The organism is Candidatus Mycalebacterium zealandia (genome assembly GCA_014075295.1).
GTDB lineage: Bacteria > Desulfobacterota_D > UBA1144 > Nemesobacterales > Mycalebacteriaceae > Mycalebacterium > Mycalebacterium zealandia.
This window is the reverse complement of sequence record CP046180.1, coordinates 803,457-823,052: the sequence shown is the minus strand read 5'-3', so window position 1 is coordinate 823,052 and position 19,596 is coordinate 803,457. Positions and strand designations below refer to the sequence as shown.

Here is a 19,596-nt window from a genome sequence, read left to right as displayed (position 1 = left end):
ATGTTTGAGCTTCTTGTCGCGTCAAGATTTTTACGCTTACAAAAAAAAGTCCGCGCCATATTTTCAACAGTCTTGATTTCGGTTGTTGGAATAAGCATCGGGGTTTTTTCCCTTAACATTGTTCTCGCCGTGATGTTGGGCTTTCAGACCGAACTGAGCAAAACCATTATCGGAGCGTCTCCTCACATTCTTGTTTCAGCTTATGACGGCTCCATTACCGAGCACGCTCTCGCGGCGGAGAAAATTGTCAAAGTCGCGGGGGTAACCGGAGTTTCGCCCGTTGTTTACGGAACCGGGCTGCTTGTGTCCGCGAGCGGCTCTCACGGCACGGCTTCAACCGGCATAAACCCCTCACGACACCGGAGCGCTTTTCCGTCTCTTTTTTCACAATCCCGCGGCGGGGTTTCCGCTCTGGAGAAATTTCATCCTAATGCGCCTCCGATAGTTCTTGGCTACGGGCTTGCGGGTTCACTCGGTGTTGAGAAGGGTGATGAGATAACCTTTGTGTCATCTCCTGACAAAAAAGATGCTTTGAAAAAAAGGCCGAAGATGAAAACTTTTGAAGTGGCGGGAGTTTTCAAATACGGAACGGCTCACTACGATTCAACCATTTCATACATAAAACTGGCGGATGCGTTTACGTTTTTCGGAAAACCGGGTCCCTCATCTTTTGAAGTCGCGGTTGCTGACCCGATGAGTTCGGAGCTCGTGGCGCGCGAGATTGAAGACGCGCTGGGATTTCCGTTTGTCGCTCAAAGCTGGCAGGAAGCCAACAGCAAACTGTTTTCCGCTCTTCGTCTGGAAAAACTTGGGCTTACGATTTTTCTGGGATTTATGGTTTTTGTCGCTTCGCTTAGTGTTGTGAGCGTTCTGCTTATGATTATGATTGAAAAAAGCAGAGACATCGCTATTTTGCGCGCCGCCGGAGCGTCTCGAAAACAGGTCGGAAACATCTTTGTGATTATCGGGGCGGCTTTGGGTTTTGCCGGAACTTTTTTCGGAACCGCTACCGCTCTTGCCGTGTGCCAACTGCTCTCAAACAACACGACTGTTTCGGGGCTAATTCCGTTTGACCCTGATGTTTATGGAATATCAAAATTCCCTGTTATGATAGAACCCTTATATTTCTTTGTTATCGGCGTATCAAGCCAGTTATTGTGTGTTTTGGTTTCTTTGTATCCGGCTTATTGCGTCCGTTCGGGAAACCTTGCGGCGAAGTTGAAAGTTTGATGAACCCATTGATTGAAGCCAGAGAACTGAAGAAAGAATATATTCAGGACAGCCAGACGGTTATGGCGGTTGACGGGATTAGTTTGTCTGTCAAGCGGGCTGAAACTGTTTCAATCAGTGGTAAATCCGGTTCCGGAAAAACAACCCTTCTTAATATGCTTGGAGCTTTGGAAATGCCAAGCGGCGGAGAGGTCTTTTTCAAAGGTGAAAAACTTTGCGCCGAACGGGACGCGGTCGGCTTTGATGTCAGGCGCGAAATGGGATTTGTTTTTCAATCTCATAATTTGCTCGGAGGTTTCACCGCACTTGAAAACGCAAGCTTTCCCTGTTTGATTTGCGGAATGAAAAAATCTGAGTCATACGAGAGGGCTGAAACCCTTCTTGGGCAAGTTGGGCTTGGAGATAAATTCGGTTGCTTCCCCGATGAGCTGTCCGCGGGAGAGCAGCAGAGGGTTGCGATAGCGCGTGCGCTTGTTATGGAGCCCAAAGTACTTTTCGCGGATGAGCCGACCGGTAATCTTGATCCTAAAACTTCAGGTTTGGTGGCGGAAATGATTTTTTCCGCCAAAGACAGATTTAACACGACGCTTGTTATTGCCACTCACAGTCGCGAGTTTGCGGCGATGTTTGACAGGTCCGTTGTGCTTTCCGAAGGGAGGCTCGCTGATGCGTAGTTTGAGCCTGTCGGGAAAACTGGTTTTTGTTTTTCTTTCACTCTTTATCGCGGGAAGTATAGCGCCGCCGGCGCAAGCGGCTGTGGTGTCTGAAATTGTGATTGAGGGAGCGAAGAGGTTCGGCAGAGATTCGGTGGAAGTTCTAATTTCGCAGAGGGTCGGTCGGGAGTATAGAGAATCGGAAATCTCCGGAGACGTAAAGAAAATTCATTCAACCGGCAATTTCTACAATGTAAGAGTTGAGAAGGAAGTGTCGTCACAGGGGGTGAAACTGACATACAAACTTCAGGAAAACCCCGTGCTTGTCGACCTGTCTTTCAAGGGCAATAAAAACCTTGATGATGACAATATTGAAGAGATATTGAATATCAAAAAAGGGACGATAGTTGGCACGGTAAACATACACGCGCAAACACTTGCCATTATGGATCTTTACGCCAGAGAGGGCTACAGCAATGCCCGGGTTTCATACAGTGTTGACCCCGAAGCGGCCGGTGGAATCAGCGTTTTATACAAAATTAAGGAAGGCCCGAGAGAAACCATCTCAAAGGTAAAAATTTCCGGAAATGAAAACATCAAAACCAAAAATCTCAACAAAGTCATTTTCAGTTCTCCGCGCCGTTTTTACAGTTTGGGCCAGAAGGGGCTTTTCGTCAGAGATGAGGTTGAGAGAGACTCCGAGCGCATAAGATTTGCTTACATGAATGAGGGGTATCTTGAGGCGCAGGTTTTACAGCCGCAACTTACACACAACAAACAGAAAAATTCCTATGAAATTGTTTTTGATATAGAAGAAGGTGACAGATATTTTGTTTCGGACATCTTTTTTGAAGGAGTGGAAGAGCCGCCCGAGTTTAACAAAGACAAGTTTCTTCACAACCTGAAACTCAAAAAGGGCAAGCCGTTCGGAAGAACAAAACTTACTTCGGACATCAACTTTATTACGGCATTCTACACAAACAAAGGCTATGCCGATGTGAACGTCAGTCCGTCTGTGGAAAAGCAGGAGCCCGTTGACGGGAATCCTTTGGTCCGCGTGGGTTTCTCGGTTGAGAAAGGACAGGTTTTCCATATAAACAGAATCAATGTAATCGGCAATGACAAGACCATTGACAGGGTTATAAGAAGACAGATTCCCATCATTGAAGGGGATTTGTATAAATCCGCCGATATTGCTTTGATAAGGCCGTTCGTGGGGCGAACGGGATTTTTCAGAGCCGAGGAGATTGAGGTCTCAACCCAGCCTGCGGAAACCGGTGCCACAAATGAGTTGGATATTACGGTAAGGGTGAAGGAAAGTTCAACTGCTCAGTTCAATTTGGGCGCCGGCGTGAGTTCTGTTGAGGATTTTATCTTTTTCGGCTCAATCAAAGAGTCAAACCTTTTCGGTTACGGGAAAAGTTTGGAAGCGAACGCGAACTTCGGAAACATCACTGACACATATACATTCCGTTACGGCGACAGGAACTTTCTTGACACAAACTGGAGTTTCAACACCTCGCTTTTCCGTCTGGAGCGTGATTACGTTGACTATGATAGAAAATCCACCGGTTTTACCATCGGGATTGGAAGGTCTTTATACAGGCAACTCTGGGGAAATATTTATTACAGATGGGAAGACCTTGAAATAAGAAATCCGTCGCAAGCGGCCATTCAGTCGGGCATTATGAGTTCAAGCGGAATTCTCAGCGCCGTCGGAGCGGATCTCACCTGGGACAGCCGGGACAACTTCCAGTTTCCAAGAAGCGGACACAAGGCAACGGTTTTGTATGAACATTCAGGACCCTTCGGCGGAGAAACGGATTTGAGAAAACTGGTTATTGAGAGCAATACATGGGTTCCAATTGTCCGGGGTTCATTTCTTTCAGTGAAAGTCGCTTATGATAGAGTTTTTCTGCGCGGAAATTCCACCTCTCACGCAATTGACGAACGGCTTTTCCTAGGCGGGTCGTCAAATCTCAGAGGTTTTGATTACAGGGAAATCGCGGCTGGCGGAAACAGCACGCTCGGCGGAACGGAGCGGATATATATTAAGTCTGATTACGTTGTCCCGCTTTTTGAGCCTCTTGGTTTATATGGCGTTCTGTTTTTTGATATAGGAAATGTTTTTGATTCTGAAAGAGGGTTTCAGTTTTCAGTAAACTACCAAGACCTGCGAAAAGATTTTGGCTACGGATTTTGGTGGCGTTCGCCTTTGGGTTTTGTTAAAATAGAATTCGGGTATCCGATTGACAGACTTTCCGGAGAAGAGAAGAGGCAAGTTAATTTCTCAATAGGTACTTCATTCTGACCCGTACTTCCAAGGAGGGAAGCACAATGATTAAGATGGTTTTTTATTTACGTTTTTCAATTTTGGCGTTATTCGCCGCTTTGCTGGTTTCTCCGGCAATTCCTTTCCATCAGGCGGGGGCTCAGAGCGGGGAAACTGATTTTCGCGTTGCGACTATTGATGTTCAACGCGTAATTCTTCACTCAAAAGCGGGAAAAAAAGTTCGTGATTCTTTTGAAAAAGAGTTCAGAGCGAAGCAGGAAATTCTGGATGAAAAGAGCCGCCAGTACGAAAAAATGGAAAAGGATATTACGAAAAATATCGCCGTTATGAACGAAGAAACATTAAGCCGCAAGGCAAAAGAGATTGAACAGAGAAAGAAAGACCTCTTGCGTGCGCGCGAAGACTTTTCAGATGAACTGCGGAGAAAACAGGAAGAGATGAAAAGGAAAATTTTGATGGAAATACAGGAAGTTGTTAACGAATTCGGCAAGTCCGAGAAATATTCCCTAATTCTCGCGGACGGCAACGCGGGAGTTCTTTTCAAAACGGGCAATGTTGATGTTACCGAGCAAATCATAGACCTGTATGATAGAAAATACTGACCTGTGGTTTTTGATAAAGAACAGATAAAAGAATTCATTCCTCACAGGGAGCCATTTCTTTTTCTTGACTCTGTGATGAAGATTGAAAAAGGGGTTTCTATTGACGCCTTGAAAACTTTCGGAGCGGATGAGTTTTTCTTTCAGGGACATTTCCCCGGAAATCCCATTGTTCCGGGCGTTATAATTACCGAGGCGCTTGCGCAGGCGGGAGGGGTTCTCATAGGGGCTTCTTTTGCGGACGAAATCAAAGAACAGGGGTTTTCCAACGCTTATCTTATTGGGCTTGAAAAGTGCCGTTTCAGGTCACCTGTGGGTCCCGGTCAGGAATTAACACTTTCCGTTAGTCTTGCGAAAAAACGTGGCAGAATTATGATTTTTGAAGGGCTTGCCACTCTTGCGGACAGCAAAAAAGTTGCGGACGCCTCTATAACGGCTTCTTTTGTTTGACATTTTTTGTTTTCCATATAAAATCGGCTTCCTTGGTCAGTATTGCGTGAATATGTTTTACCGCTGGCGTAGCTCAGTTGGCAGAGCAGCTGATTTGTAATCAGCAGGTCGGGGGTTCGAATCCCTTCGCCAGCTGTCAAAGAGCCTACGGTTGGAGTTTTGCTATGTCTGTTGTTTTGAAAAAAGGGGAGGTGGCTGAGTGGCCAAAAGCAGCAGACTGTAAATCTGCCGGCGTAAGCCTACGTGGGTTCGAATCCTACCCTCCCCATGCGTCTTGGCAATCTGCGGGAGTAGCTCAGTTGGCTAGAGCATCAGCCTTCCAAGCTGAGGGTCGCGGGTTCGAATCCCGTCTCCCGCTGAGAAACTGCCCCGCCCACGTAGCTCAGACGGTAGAGCACATTCTTGGTAAGAATGAGGTCAGCGGTTCAAGTCCGCTCGTGGGCTGTAGGAATTGGGCTTTTATGATTTGCAGGCATTTTGAGGAGGTAAGAAGAGATGTCTAAAGAGAAGTTTGAGAGGGGCAAGCCACATTTAAATATAGGGACGATAGGTCATGTTGATCATGGCAAGACGACCCTTACGGCTGCGATAACGAAGGTATTGGACAAGGCGGAGTTTGTGGAGTTTGGGGACATAGACAAGTCTCCTGAGGAGAAGGACAGGGGGATAACGATAAACATATCGCATGTTGAGTACGAGACGGAGTCACGGCACTACGCGCATGTTGACTGTCCCGGTCACGCGGACTATGTGAAGAACATGATAACGGGGGCTGCGCAGATGGACGGTGCGATACTGGTTGTAAGCGCGCCGGATGGTCCTATGCCTCAGACGCGGGAGCACATCCTGTTGGCGCGTCAGGTGGGGGTTCCGTCGATAGTGGTTGCGTTGAACAAGGTTGACATGCTGGACGACCCTGAGCTTTTGGATTTGGTTGAGCTTGAGATACGGGATTTGCTGAATGAGTACAAGTTTCCCGGGGACGACATACCGATAGTGAAGGTAAGCGCGCTCAAGGCCCTTGAGGGGGACGGAGACTCTGCGGCTCAGATTAAAGAGTTGATGAGTGCGGTGGACAGTTATGTACCTGAGCCCGTGAGAGAGGTTGACAAGCCGTTCATTATGGCTGTTGAGGATGTTTTCACTATATCGGGCAGAGGCACGGTTGTTACGGGCAGAGTGGAGAGGGGCAAGATAAACGCGGGTGACGAGGTGGAGATTGTGGGATTCAAGGAGACGGTTAAGACGGTTGCGACGAGTCTTGAGATGTTCCGCAAGATACTGGACGATGCGGTTGCGGGTGACAACGTTGGGGTGTTGTTGCGCGGCGTGGACAAGGAGACTGTTGAGAGAGGGCAGGTGTTGTCGGCAGTGGGCAGCATTATGCCTCACAAGAAGTTTTCCGCCGAGGTGTACGTGTTGAAGAAGGAGGAGGGTGGAAGGCACACTCCGTTTTTTCCGGGTTACAGGCCTCAGTTTTATTTACGGACGACGGATGTAACGGGTTCGGTGAAGTTGCCCGATGGTGTTGAGATGGTGATGCCGGGTGACAGTGTAAATGTGGAAGTTGAGTTAATAGCGCCTGTGGCGATGGAGGAGCAGTTGCGTTTCGCCATAAGGGAGGGAGGCAAAACTGTCGGCGCCGGCGTCGTTACTGGAATTATTGAGTAGCTGAGGGGTTGGAAGGGCAGTAGCTCAATTGGCAGAGCAGCGGTCTCCAAAACCGCAGGTTGGGGGTTCGATTCCCTCCTGCCCTGTTTTTTCGCTGTCTGTCAGGTTGTAGGTAAGAAAGTTGCAGAATTACTTGAAAAAGGCTGTTCAATATCTGAAAGATGTTGAGATTGAGTTTTGGAAAATATCGTGGCCGGACCGTCCCGGCACTGTCAGGGCAACCGCTATTGTGCTTGCCGTTTCAGTATTGTTTACGGTCATTCTTGCGATTGCCGATTACCTGTTCTCAACACTGATCGGTTTGATACTGTCTTGATGCGGATGGAAGCTGAAAAAAAATGGAAACGTCAAAAAGAAAGTGGTATGTGGTTCAGGTGAGCACTGGATATGAGAAGAAAGTGAAGTCTTTTATCGAGGAAAAAGTGCGCGCTTTGGGAGATGGTGTGCCGATAGGTGAGGTCCTGCTTCCGATTGAAACTCTTGTTGAGTCAAAAAAAGACAGCAAGGAAAAAACTTCAGAGAAGATGTTTTTCCCGGGCTACGTGCTTGTAAACATGGAAATGAAAGAGCAGACTTGGCATTTCATCAAAGAAATTCCGAGGGTTAACGGCTTTGTTGGCGAGGAGATAAAAAGTGGCAGAATAGACCCTGCGTTAGTTTCAGCCATTGAAGACGAAGAGATTGTAAAACTGAAAAGCCAGATTCAAGAGGGTACTCTCAAGCCGAAACTCAACATATCTTTTGAGCAGGGCGAGACCGTTCAAGTCGTGGAAGGTCCCTTTGCCAACCTCTCGGGAGTGATTAGGGAAATCAATCCGGAAAAAGGCAAGGTTCTTATTTCCGTAAGTATTTTCGGCAGGTCAACCCCGATAGAGTTGGACTTTAATCAAATAGAGCAAATGTAAAATGAAAGAAATAGGCGGATATCTTAAATTACTTGTTCCTGCGGGCAAAGCATCTCCTTCCCCGCAGATAAGCCCTGCGCTTGGTCAGAAGGGGATTAACATAATGGAGTTTTGTAAGGCTTTTAATGAACAAACCGCCGGCAAAGAGGGTTTGCTTCCGGTTGTTATAACGGTTTACAAGGATAAATCTTTTTCCCTCGAGATTAAGGCGCCGCCGGTTTCGTATTTTCTCAAAAAAGCAGCGAATGTGGACAAAGGCTCTGCCAATGTCCCAAGGGAGAAAGTTGGCACAGTTACGATGAAGCAGGTTGATGAAATAGCGGAAAAAAAGATGCAGGACTTGAACACGAAAGACATTGAGGCGGCGAGAAACATAATTCTCGGAAGTGCGAGAAGCATCGGGATTGACGTGGAGTAGGGGGCAATGGCAAAAAGAGGTAAAAGATACGCGGAGTTACGCGAAAAGATTGGTAATCAGTCCGTTTACAGTGTTGAAGAGGCGGTTGATTTGATTCCTCAAACAAGCGCGGCGAAGTTTGACGGTTCCGTGGACATCGCGGTCAAACTCGGAATTGACTCTAAAAACGCGGACCAGCAGATAAGAGGGTCCCTTGTTCTGCCTCATGGCACGGGCAAGAATGTCAGAGTGCTTGTTTTTGCCAAAGACGCAAAAGCCGCCGAAGCGAAAGAGGCGGGCGCGGACTATGCCGGTTTTGAAGATCTTGTGGAAAAAATTGAAAAGGAAAACTGGCTTGAATTTGATGTTGCAATCGCGACCCCCGATGTTATGTCGGAAGTTGGCAAGCTCGGAAAGTTTCTTGGTCCGAGAGGTTTGATGCCGGCTCCCAAAATGGGCACCGTAACAAATGAAATTGCCACAGTGGTTAAACAGTCAAAAGGCGGAAGAATAGAGTTCAAAAATGACAAAGGCAGCGTTGTCCATGCTCCGCTCGGGAAAAGTTCATTTGAGGTCTCCAAGATAAAGGAGAATCTGGTTTTTATGCTTTACTCGCTCAACAAGATGAAGCCTGCTTCTTCAAAGGGTGATTTTTTCAAAAAGGTGAGCATATCAAACACAATGGGGCCGTCCATCAATGTTGATCTCGTCAGTATCAAGGAAGAAATAAAAGCGTTTGCGGGAAGAATTTAATGCAGAGGGAAGAGAAAAAACAAATCATAGAAGAACTGTCGGAAGTTTTTAAAAATCCGGTTTCAGTTTTTGTGATTGAATACAGAGGGCTTAACGTCAATAGTATGCAGTCTGTCAGAGAACAGGTGAAAGATACGGATGCGGAACTGCGTGTTGTGAAGAATAAATTTCTTCTCAAGGCATGCGAAGGCACTGAGGTTGAGAAAATCAAGGACCTTTTTGCGGGTCCGACCGCAATTGCCATATGTGGCGAAGAATTCCCGGCGACCGCAAAAGTTTTCACTCAGGCGCGCAAGCAGTTTGAGCAGATTGTTGTTAAAGGCGGTCTTATTGACGGCAAAGTTTGCGGCTTTGAGGAGATTGAAGAGATTGCAAAACTGCCCTCAAGGCAGACGCTTATATCCATATTCGCTTCCACTCTCGCGACTCCGCTTTCGAACTTCGTCGGCGCTCTTGACCGCATGCGTTCCGGAGTTTACTACGCCCTTGAATCCTTGAAACAGAAAAAAGATGCTGAAGAACCTGCGAAGGAAACCGCAGAAATCAAACCTGAAGAAACTCAAGCGGCGGATGCAAGAACAGAAGAGGCCGCTCCGCAAGCGGACAGTGGCGAAAGCGCTTCCGGAGGAAATGCTGAAGTGAAAGCCGAAGGAACGGAAACATCCGAGGCAAAAAAAGAAGAATCTGAATCTGAAAAAGGAAGTTCTCCGGCCGAAAACACGCCGGAAAAACAATCTTCTGAAGACAAAAACAAAAAGGAGGAAAACAGCGATGGCTGATTTAACAAAAGCAGAGGTGCTTACCTACCTTGAGAAAGCCAGCATGATGGAGATTTCTGAGCTTATCAAGGAGATTGAGGAGAAGTTTGACATTAAAGCGGCTCCTCAGGTTGCAGTGGCTGCGGCTCCTGCGGCGGACGCGGCGGCGGAAGACGCCGGAGCCGCTGAGAAAACGGAATTCAGTATCACTCTTAAAGATGTGGGATCCAACAAGATTCAGGTCATTAAAGTCGTCAGAGAAATTGCCGGCTTGGGACTTAAAGAGTCCAAAGATCTTGTTGAAAGTGCTCCCAAACTTATCAAAGAGGGGCTGAAGAAAGAAGAAGCTGAAGAGTTTAAGAAGAAGTTTGAGGAATCTGGCGCGACTGCGGAACTCGCCTAACGGTTACCTTGAAAGTCTTTTTGACTGAGAGTCTAGTTAATTTGTGCACGCACGACGCCATGGGCGGGTGTGGATTTTGGAGGGCTTTGATATATTGAATTCACAATCGGTTGATAAAACAAAACTGAGAAAGACATTTTCTAAAATACCCCCTATTCAGGACATTCCTAATCTTTTGAATGTTCAGACCGAGTCATACAAGCGGTTTTTACAGGAAGATATAAATCTGGAAAACCGGGTGGAAAGAAAAGACCACGGTCTCCATGCTGTTTTTAAAGCCATTTTTCCGATAGAAAACTACTCGGAGAGAACTTCTCTTGATTTTGTGCACTACAGCCTCGGGCAAAGGGTTGATGATGAAGACGGAAACCCCATCAAAGATAAAAACGGTCATGAGATTTATGATGGGCAGCCGAAATTTGACGAGATGGAGTGCCGGCTAAAGAACTATGACTACACGGTGTCGCTTTATGTAACTCTGCGCTTAATAGTGTGGGAGGAAGACGGAAACGAAATCCGGGATGTTGCCGAACAGGATGTCTATCTGGGCGAAATCCCCAAAATGACCGAGAGCGGCTCTTTCATTATAGGCGGCGCGGAAAGGGTGATTGTTAATCAGATACACCGTTCCCCCGGCGTGCTTTTTGACGGTCCGAAACTCGGAGATCAGCACCAGCTTTCAGCTGAGTCATTTGTCGCGAAAATCATTCCTCAGGACGGCAGATGGCTTGATTTTGATTTTGACTCAAAAAACTTTCTTAACGTCCGTATTGACCGCAGAAAAAGGTTTCTTGTTACGCTTTTTCTTAAAGCACTGGGATATACGGAGAAAGAGATTCTTAACCATTTTTACGGCATGGAAACTGTCCGGTTTGGAAAAGACGGCGGCCTTTCAAAAGAAATAAATCCGGAAACAATCATTTATCAGAAAAGTTCCGAGGACATCAAGAAAGGCGACGAAGTTATTATCAAAAAAGGCAAGAAGTTCACTCAAAGAAATATTGAAAGATTGAAAAGTTTGAAAATAGACGCCGTTTCTCTGGAGAGTGAATCGGAACTGTTTGACAAGATATGCGCCGAAGACATATTCACAAAAGACGGTGAAGTCATCGCAAGATTTGGAGAAAAAATCACCGAAGAAACTCTGCAAGCCGCCAGAGATAATTCAATTGAAAAAATCTCACTCTACTACATGGACGATATTTCCGTTCCTTTTTCGGTTGCCGACACTTTGATTGAAGAAAAAAGGGTTTACGGAGACTTAATCAATAACACTTTTGCCCTTAAAGTTAAACAGGGCAAAGCCGGAAAGGAAGAGTTTTCAAAACTGACCGGCAATTTGTCCGGTTTTCTTGGTGAAACCAAAGATGAAAATACGGTGTGTTTTGAAAATCTTCCCATGAACGAAATCGAAGGGCTTCGGAACAAGTTCACCAAAATTGGCGCCGAGATTGAGGTTTTCTGCGACGGGGCGATTGTTGAGATATACAAAAAATTCCGCCCCACCAATCCGCCAAGCGCGGAGGCGGTAAGAGTTTTCTTTTCCGACATGTTTTTCAACCCCTCCAAATACCGGCTTTCGCAGGTTGGAAGGAAAAAACTGAACTACAAACTCAAACACAACGTTGACGAGGAAATTCTCAGGCTTACGCGCGAAGACATCATCCAAACCCTGCAATATCTTTTGGAACTCAAAGGCGGTCGCAGGCAGGTGGATGACATAGATCATCTCGGCAACCGCGGGGTTAAAACCGTGGGCGAATTGATAGAAGACACTTTCTACAGCGGGCTTGAAAAGTTCTCGCGCTCCGTGAAAGAAAGGATTGGATACCAGAGCATAGAAAACAAAATGCCCAGAGAGATAGTGGTGCCGAAGGTTGTAGACACAATAGTCAGGGACTTTTTCAAAACGGGTCAATTGTCGCAGTTTATGGATCAGACCAACCCGCTTTCGGAAATCACTCATAAAAGGCGTCTCAGTGCGCTGGGTCCAAAGGGGCTTACGCGCGAAAGAGCGGGATTTGCCGTCAGGGACATTCACTCATCGCATTACGGGCGGATTTGTCCGGTTGAAACGCCCGAGGGACCAAACATCGGTCTTATATCAAGCATCAGCACTTACGCTGAAATTGACGATTACGGATTTATTCGCACTCCCTACCGCGTTGTTAAAAATGGGAAAGTAACAGATGACATCGTAAAGATGAGCGCTCTTGAGGAAGAGGAGAAAAATATCATCATAGCGCAGGCAAACGCTCCTCTGGACAACAAGGGAAGGTTTGTTCTAGATTTTGTTTCCTGCCGCTCCGAGGGCGACATTAAAATGGCAGAAAAAGACAAGGTTACCCATATGGACGTTTCGCCGTCCCAGCTTGTCTCAATCTCCGCTTCTTTGATACCGTTTCTTGAACACGATGACGCGAACAGGGCTCTTATGGGTTCAAACATGCAGAGGCAGGCGGCTCCTTTAATTAAGGCGGTCGCGCCGCTTGTGGGAACGGGGCTTGAGTCTTCAGTTGCAAAAGACTCCGGAGTTGCGGTTATTGCAAAAGAGGATGGTGAAGTTATTCACGCGGATTCCGAGATTATTGTTGTGAAAAACAGCAAGATGGCAAAATCCGCCGACTCTTTGGATTCCGGCGTGGAAATATACAAAATGATCAAGTTCAGGAAATCCAATCAGGGAACCTGCTGGAACCAGACTCCTATTGTTTTCAAGGGTCAGAAAGTGGTTAAAGGGCAGGTTATTGCGGACGGTCCCTCAACCAAAAATGGTGAACTGGCGCTGGGGCAGAACATTATGGTGTCGTTTATGCCATGGGGCGGATACAATTTTGAAGATGCGATACTTATTAGTGAAAGAATTGTAAAAGACAACGTTTTCACTTCCGTTCACATAGAAAAGTTTGAATGTCAGGCGAGAGAAACCAAATTGGGGCGCGAGGAAATCACCCAAGACATTCCCAATATTGGAGAGGACGCACTCAAAAATCTTGATGAAAGCGGCATAGTCCGGGTTGGCTCAACTGTCAATATGGGAGATATCCTTGTGGGCAAAATCTCTCCGAAAGGCGAGATGCGTCTGTCGCAAGAGGAAAAACTTCTTCGCGCCATTTTCGGAGACAAAGCAAGAGATGTCAAAGACACCTCCCTTAGAAGTCATTCCTCCATTCCCGGCACAGTTATAGATGTCAAAGTGCTGACTTCGCGCGCGGTTTCGGAAAAAGACCCGAGGGCGAAAAATATTGAAATTGATGACATTGAGAAAATCAAAGGCGAAATGGAATACGTATCGCGCATTTTGAAACAGAGCGCGGTTGAAACCATGGCGTCTTTGCTGAAAGGCAAGAAGGCGTCTTCAGACATTAAGAGTAAAGGCGAAAAGATGATTTCCAAGGGAGACTCTTTTACCGCTGACAACCTCACGCTTCTTGATCTTGAAGATATCAGGGAAATAAAAGTTGAGCCGAAGGCTCTTTCCGAACAAGTCAAGGTGGCGGTAGACGCAGTTTTAAGACAGATAGACAACCTCAAAGAGAAGTATGAGGATAATAAAAAGAAACTTGAACAAAAAGACGACCTCGCGCCGGGTGTTCTCAAAACCGTCAAGGTCTATGTTGCTGTAAAAATGAATCTTCAGGTCGGAGACAAAATGGCGGGACGGCATGGCAACAAGGGTGTGATTTCACGGATTCTTCCTCAAGAAGATATGCCTTATATGGAGGACGGCACGCCGGTTGATATGGTGCTCAACCCTCTGGGAGTTCCGTCCCGAATGAATGTCGGGCAGGTTCTGGAAACGCATCTGGGCTGGGCAAGCAGGAAAATCGGAGAGCAGCTCAATGAATATATTGAGCAACACTACGGAGCCGCGGCGCTTAAAGCCAAACTCAAGGAATCTTATGGAAACCGGGGCGAGGACACTTCTTTTATAGACAAAATGAACGAAGACGAAACGCACAATTTTGTCAAAGCCATCAAAGACGGTATTCCCGTCGCATCTCCGGTTTTTGACGGAGCGACCGAAGAGGAGATAAAAAGTTTTATGAGCCTCGCAGGGCTTTCAGATGATGGAAAAACAACCCTGTTTGATGGCCGCACGGGAGAGCCGTTTGACCAGAAAGTAACAGTCGGAATTATGTATATGCTCAAACTTCACCACCTTGTTGAGGAGAAGATTCATGCGCGTTCAATAGGGCCTTACTCACTTGTCACGCAGCAACCGCTCGGCGGAAAGGCGCATTTCGGTGGGCAACGGCTCGGTGAGATGGAGGTCTGGGCTCTTGAGGCATACGGCGCCGCACACACACTTCAAGAGTTTTTGACGGTCAAGTCCGACGATGTGATTGGAAGAACAAAGATGTTCGCGTCAATCGTTGAAGGCAAAATGGCGCTTGATCCCGGGATTCCGGAATCTTTCAATGTTCTCAGGAAAGAACTTCAATCGCTCGGACTTCAAATAGATTTGGTTTCCGAGAGCGATGAGGAAATGGCAGAATTGCAGTCTGGAGCGGCAAAACAGTAACCGGGAGGTAAAAATGGAATTTGAAGACATAGTATCGACCAAAGCGGATAACTATTCAGGGGTTCAAATATCAATAGCGTCTCCTGAAGCCATCAAGGAATGGTCTCACGGGGAGGTTAAGAAGCCCGAAACCATAAATTACAGAACGTTCAAACCGGAAAAGAACGGTTTGTTCTGCCCCAAAATTTTCGGACCCGTAAAAGATTACGAATGTGCCTGCGGCAAATACAAACGGCTAAAACACAGAGGGATTGTCTGCGAAAAATGCGGCGTTGAAGTTACGACCTCAAAATTGAGACGGGAAAGAATGGCTCACATAGACCTTGCCTCGCCCGTTGTTCACATCTGGTTTTTGCGTAGCACCCCGAGCCGTATAGGAATGATTCTTGACATGAGCATCAGGGACATTGACAGGGTTCTTTACTATGAATCCCATGTGGTCATCAATCCAGGCGCTCATCCCCTCAAAATGGGGCAGACACTCACGAATGAAGAGTTGTCGCAACTGCGGCGGGCGGAATATGTGATTGCCTCTCTCAGGAATTGTCCGGAAGAAGACACTTTCCTTAATATTGAAACCGAAGAGGACGTAAACCACGCCGTTGCGTTTTTGATTAGCGAAGAAGACATGTCTCTGGTCAAAGACTATTGGTATAAACACCTTCTGCCCGCGGAACTGGTCACTAAATTTTCCCTGCAAAGTGTTATGTCGGGAAAAACAGGCATTTCCGAGCGGGAAGCCCGGCATTTAATAGACTCTTTTCTGGACGCGAAAAAGGATCTTAAGAAAGAGCAGTCCGCATATGACGCAAAAGTGTCCGAGTCGGGCGAACTTGAGTCCGGAGGAAAACTCAAAGAGGCGCGGGACAGTTTTCAGTCCATTAAAAAGGAATTTGAGCAAAAGTTCGCGAAACACTACCAAACCCTCGGACTTGAAGAACTTCCCTCAAGCGATAAAAAAATTCGGGACGCTTTCAAACAGCTTTCTGAAACCGGAAAAGCGGACAAAGAAGCCCTCGGCGCTTCCTGCGACAACCTTACGAAAGGTGATGCCGGAAAAGAGCACGCCGCGCTACGCAAACTTTATAAGGAAGCCGGGAAAAACATAAAGAAAGTGGAAGCCGATGCAGAGGAAGTTCCTCCGCATCTCAAAGACGCGCATGAAAAACTCGTAAAAGCGAGAGAAGGGTTGAAAAAATCTCAGACCGCCTTCGCCAAAATTATAAGAAAAGTGACCTTTACCGAAAAGGAAATTAAAACTCTTACCGAAGCGGATGAAAGTTTTGAGGTTGACTACACATACGGAATGGGCGCCGAAGCCATTTACGATATGCTCAAAAGCATTGATTTGAAATCACTTTCCGAGGAGTTGAAAACGGAGATGCAGGAATCAAGTTCTTCGCTCAAAAAGGCAAAGATCGCGAAAAGGCGCAAAATTTGCGAAACTTTCCGCAAGTCAAAAAACCGCCCTGAGTGGATGGTTCTTAAAACAATTCCCGTTCTACCGCCGGATTTGCGTCCGCTTGTTCCACACGGAGGGCGTTTCGCCACTTCAGACCTCAATGTTCTCTACAGACGGGTCATCAACAGAAATAACCGCCTGAAACGGTTGCTTGAGCTGGACGCTCCCGACATCATCATCAGAAATGAGAAAAGAATGTTGCAGGAAGCGGTGGATGCACTGTTTGAAAACGGCAGAAGGGGAAGACCTGTTCTAGGCCACAACCATCGTCCGTTGAAAAGTTTGACCGACATCATAAAAGGCAAAAGCGGCAGATTCCGCCAGAACCTTCTCGGAAAAAGGGTGGATTATTCAGGGCGTTCCGTTATTACGGTGGGACCGAACCTCAAACTTCACCAGTGCGGACTTCCCAAACAGATGGCGCTTGAGCTTTTCAAGCCGTTCATTTATCAGAAACTGCAGGAACTCAAAAACAAAGACGGCAGCCCCATTGCGCCAACAATCAAAATAGCAAAGAAATTTGTTGAAACCGGTGTTCCGGTGGTATGGGATGCCCTTGATGACGTGATTAAAGAGCACATGGTTATGCTTAACCGCGCTCCGACCCTTCACAAATTAAGTATTCAAGCGTTTGAGCCGGTGCTTGTGGAAGACAGGTCTATCAGGGTTCATCCGCTTGTCTGTCCCGCTTATAACGCGGACTTTGACGGCGACCAAATGGCCGTCCACCTGCCTCTGTCCATAGAGGCGCAAGCCGAATGCCGCACGCTTATAATGTCCACAAACAACATACTTTCCCCTGCGCACGGCAAGCCCGTAATTCTGCCCACGCAGGACATTGTTCTCGGAATCTACTACATGACCAAGGATTCCGCTTACAGCAAAGGGGAAGGCAAATACTTCTCATCGCCCGAAGAGGTCATGATGGCATACGATTCGGGGCATGTCGGGATTCACACTCTGATAAAAATCAAAATCAACGACGAGCTTGTTGAAACAACAGTTGGCAGAGCGATTCTATACGATGAGGCAATTCCGAAAACCATTCCGTTTAAACTGGTCAACAAACCTATGAGCAAGGGCGAAGTTGAAAACCTTGTGGATATGTGTTTTAGAAAAAACGGCGGAAAAGAAACCGTTATTATGGCGGACCGCATAAAGACTCTTGGATTTAAATACGCTACAAAATCCGGCATCTCAATTTCTATTAACGACATGGAAATTCCCGAGAGCAAGGAAAAGATTGTTGAAAAGGCGCGCGAAGAGGAACTCAAAGTTCAAGGGCAGTATTCTCAAGGGTTGCTGACGGACGGAGAGCGTTACAACAAGGTTGTGGACATCTGGACAAGAGCGAGTGATGAAATTGCCGAAAATGTTATGGAAAACATCAAGTTTGAGACCGTTAAAGACAACAAAGGCGTCGAAAGAACAAGCACAAGCTCAAACCCGATATACATGATGATTGATTCCGGAGCACGAGGTAGCATGTCTCAGATGAGACAGCTTGCCGGAATGAGGGGATTGATGGCGAAGGGAGATGACACCATTATTGAAAAGCCTATAACCTCAAACTTCCGTGAAGGGTTGAAGGTGATGGACTACTTTCTTTCAACCTACGGCGCACGTAAAGGTCTTGCCGACACCGCTCTTAAAACAGCAAATGCGGGCTATCTCACGAGAAAGCTCATTGATGTTGCGCATGACATAATTGTGCGCGAGGAAGAATGCGGAACCATTGAGGGACTTGTTTACACAAATGAAGTGGATGGCGGGAAAATTAAAAAACGGGTTGGAGACAGAGTGCTCGGAAGGGTTGTTCTGGACGACTTGAAGGATCCGGAAACAGGTGAAATCATTGTCAAAAACGGACATGAAATCGACAACGAAGCTGCTGAAAAAATTAACCTGAGCAGTATCAATGAAGTTAAAATCCGCTCGGTTCTGACCTGCGACACCGAAGAGGGAATATGCCGTCTTTGCTACGGGAGAAACCTCTCAACAGGAAAAATCGTGGATATAGGCGAGGCGGTTGGAATTATGGCGGCTCAGTCAATCGGCGAGCCGGGAACTCAGCTTACGATGAGAACTTTTCATGTGGGCGGAGAGGCAAAAGCCGAAGTCGCCACTCTTGAAAACAACCACCCCGGAACCGTGTTGCTGTCCAATGTGGAAACCGTTGAACTACAGAAGGGTGTTCTGTGGCGCGTTATTAACAGAAACGGCCGTCTTTCCATTGTGGATGAAAAGGGCTACGAGAAGGAAACACACAAACTTGAGCAGGGCTCCATCCTGAAGGCAAAGGACGGACAGAAGGTCAAGTGGGAGCAGAACAAAAAGGATGGAAAGGTTGAAAATGAAATCCTTGCAGAGTGGGATCCTTATACAAACCAGTATATCGCCGAGAGTACGGGAACAGTTCAGTGGAAGGATCTGGAAGAGGGCAAAAACTTCCGCCAGCAACCGGATGAGATTACCGGAATTCTCAAAATTGAGGTTGTCGCTCCTCCGACGGGCATCAAGGAACTTGCGAAGCTGAACCCGACTATCATTATCAAGAGTGGTAAAGATTCCAAACAGGAATTCGGTCTTCCCGTGGGCGCGATCATTGAGAAAAATAGTGGCGACCAAGTAGAGCCCGGAGACATTGTTGCAAAAATCCCGAAAAAGAGGATAACAAAAGACATAACCGGCGGACTGCCCAGAGTTGCCGAACTATTTGAAGCGCGCGTTCCCAAAGATAAAAACCTCGCGATAGTAAGCGAGATTGACGGCACCGTATCTTTCGGGGAAGACGTGAAGGGCAAAAGGCGCATTCTGGTTAATCCGCAAATCGGAGAGGAGAAGGAATATATTGTTCCGAAAGGAAAACACATCATTGTCAGTGAAGGCGATTTTGTAGTCGCGGGCGACAAAATCGTGGACGGAGACGAGAACCCGCATGACATTCTGAAAATTAAAGGGGAAAAGACGCTCAGCGAATTCCTTGTTAAGGAGATTCAGGATGTTTACGAGTTACAGGGAGTCAGGGTCAATGACAAGCACATTGAGGTGATTGTCAGACAAATGCTCAAAAGAGTGAAGATTAAAGACCCCGGAGATACAACAATGATTCCAGGCGAGTCCGTAACGAAAGCCATGTTCCATAGAGAGAACTCTGAAGTGGAACAACAGGAAGGCAAATCCGCCGCCGCCGAACCTTTGTTGCTCGGAATAACGCGCTCTTCTCTCATCACTGAAAGTTGGCTGTCTGCGGCGTCTTTCCAGGAAACGACAAAAATTCTCACCGAAGCCGCCTGCGAGAGCAAAGAGGACAAACTCAAAGGGCTGAAAGAGAATGTTATTATCGGAAAAATCATTCCTGCCGGCACGGGTCTTGATGTGTATAAAAACATCAAAATTCAGACTGAAAACCAAACCGTTCCTATGCCTCTTGTGGAAGAAGCCAAATCTGAAAAACTTGAAGAAAAATCGGGAGTATAGATTTGCCTCCCGCTTTG

The 19,596-nt window shown here is 46.8% G+C and carries 14 protein-coding genes and 5 tRNA genes; all 19 read left to right on the top strand.

Features of this window, described 5'->3' with window-relative positions; genetic code table 11:
* The 19 genes from GKS04_04085 (at position 1) to rpoC (ending at position 19,579) form a co-directional block, all read left to right on the top strand.
* Positions 1–1,230 (top strand): FtsX-like permease family protein, encoded by a 1,230-nt coding sequence (locus GKS04_04085; protein ID QMU56327.1) that lies wholly within the window; start codon positions 1–3, stop codon positions 1,228–1,230.
* On the top strand, positions 1,230–1,904 hold the full coding sequence (locus GKS04_04080) for an ATP-binding cassette domain-containing protein (protein QMU56326.1): 675 nt from the start codon (positions 1,230–1,232) through the stop codon (positions 1,902–1,904). The genes GKS04_04085 and GKS04_04080 overlap by 1 nt, the downstream gene beginning before the upstream one ends.
* Positions 1,897–4,194, top strand: a complete 2,298-nt coding sequence (gene bamA / locus GKS04_04075; protein QMU56325.1) for an outer membrane protein assembly factor BamA — start codon at positions 1,897–1,899, stop codon at positions 4,192–4,194. The genes GKS04_04080 and bamA overlap by 8 nt, the downstream gene beginning before the upstream one ends.
* 26 nt (positions 4,195–4,220) lie before the next feature.
* Positions 4,221–4,778 carry a hypothetical protein gene (locus tag GKS04_04070; protein ID QMU56324.1) on the top strand — a complete coding sequence of 186 codons (558 nt, stop codon included), beginning with the start codon at positions 4,221–4,223 and terminating at the stop codon, positions 4,776–4,778.
* A 3-nt stretch (positions 4,779–4,781) separates the two neighbouring features.
* The gene (fabZ, locus tag GKS04_04065) at positions 4,782–5,225 is read left to right on the top strand and encodes a 3-hydroxyacyl-ACP dehydratase FabZ (GenBank protein QMU56323.1); all 444 of its coding nucleotides are present in this window, start codon (positions 4,782–4,784) and stop codon (positions 5,223–5,225) included.
* 62 nt (positions 5,226–5,287) lie between these two features.
* Positions 5,288–5,360: transfer RNA gene (locus GKS04_04060), tRNA-Thr, on the top strand.
* A 50-nt stretch (positions 5,361–5,410) separates the two neighbouring features.
* A tRNA-Tyr gene (locus tag GKS04_04055) sits at positions 5,411–5,493 on the top strand.
* 16 nt (positions 5,494–5,509) lie between these two features.
* Positions 5,510–5,583: transfer RNA gene (locus tag GKS04_04050), tRNA-Gly, on the top strand.
* 13 nt (positions 5,584–5,596) lie between these two features.
* A tRNA-Thr gene (locus GKS04_04045) sits at positions 5,597–5,669 on the top strand.
* Positions 5,670–5,720: 51 nt separating this feature from the next.
* A complete protein-coding gene (gene tuf, locus GKS04_04040) occupies positions 5,721–6,896 on the top strand; it encodes an elongation factor Tu (protein ID QMU56322.1) in 1,176 nt (391 codons plus the stop codon).
* Between the two features lie 13 nt (positions 6,897–6,909).
* A tRNA-Trp gene (locus GKS04_04035) sits at positions 6,910–6,982 on the top strand.
* A 35-nt stretch (positions 6,983–7,017) separates the two neighbouring features.
* On the top strand, positions 7,018–7,212 hold the full coding sequence (secE, locus tag GKS04_04030; protein QMU56321.1) for a preprotein translocase subunit SecE: 195 nt from the start codon (positions 7,018–7,020) through the stop codon (positions 7,210–7,212).
* Between the two features lie 22 nt (positions 7,213–7,234).
* Entirely contained in the window at positions 7,235–7,801 is a 567-nt protein-coding gene (nusG, locus tag GKS04_04025) for a transcription termination/antitermination factor NusG (GenBank protein ID QMU56320.1), read from the top strand.
* Between the two features lies 1 nt (position 7,802).
* Positions 7,803–8,219 carry a 50S ribosomal protein L11 gene (gene rplK / locus GKS04_04020; GenBank protein QMU56319.1) on the top strand — a complete coding sequence of 139 codons (417 nt, stop codon included), beginning with the start codon at positions 7,803–7,805 and terminating at the stop codon, positions 8,217–8,219.
* A 6-nt stretch (positions 8,220–8,225) separates the two neighbouring features.
* On the top strand, positions 8,226–8,951 hold the full coding sequence (locus tag GKS04_04015; GenBank protein QMU56318.1) for a 50S ribosomal protein L1: 726 nt from the start codon (positions 8,226–8,228) through the stop codon (positions 8,949–8,951).
* Positions 8,951–9,730, top strand: coding sequence for a 50S ribosomal protein L10 (gene rplJ / locus GKS04_04010; protein QMU56317.1), 780 nt, complete (start codon positions 8,951–8,953; stop codon positions 9,728–9,730). The genes GKS04_04015 and rplJ overlap by 1 nt, the downstream gene beginning before the upstream one ends.
* Positions 9,723–10,112, top strand: coding sequence for a 50S ribosomal protein L7/L12 (gene rplL / locus GKS04_04005; GenBank protein ID QMU56316.1), 390 nt, complete (start codon positions 9,723–9,725; stop codon positions 10,110–10,112). Before rplJ ends, rplL begins: the two co-directional genes overlap by 8 nt.
* Positions 10,113–10,203: 91 nt before the next feature.
* Positions 10,204–14,637 carry a DNA-directed RNA polymerase subunit beta gene (rpoB, locus tag GKS04_04000; protein ID QMU56697.1) on the top strand — a complete coding sequence of 1,478 codons (4,434 nt, stop codon included), beginning with the start codon at positions 10,204–10,206 and terminating at the stop codon, positions 14,635–14,637.
* Positions 14,594–19,579 carry a DNA-directed RNA polymerase subunit beta' gene (gene rpoC / locus GKS04_03995; protein QMU56315.1) on the top strand — a complete coding sequence of 1,662 codons (4,986 nt, stop codon included), beginning with the start codon at positions 14,594–14,596 and terminating at the stop codon, positions 19,577–19,579. Before rpoB ends, rpoC begins: the two co-directional genes overlap by 44 nt.
* Positions 19,580–19,596 lie beyond the last annotated feature (17 nt).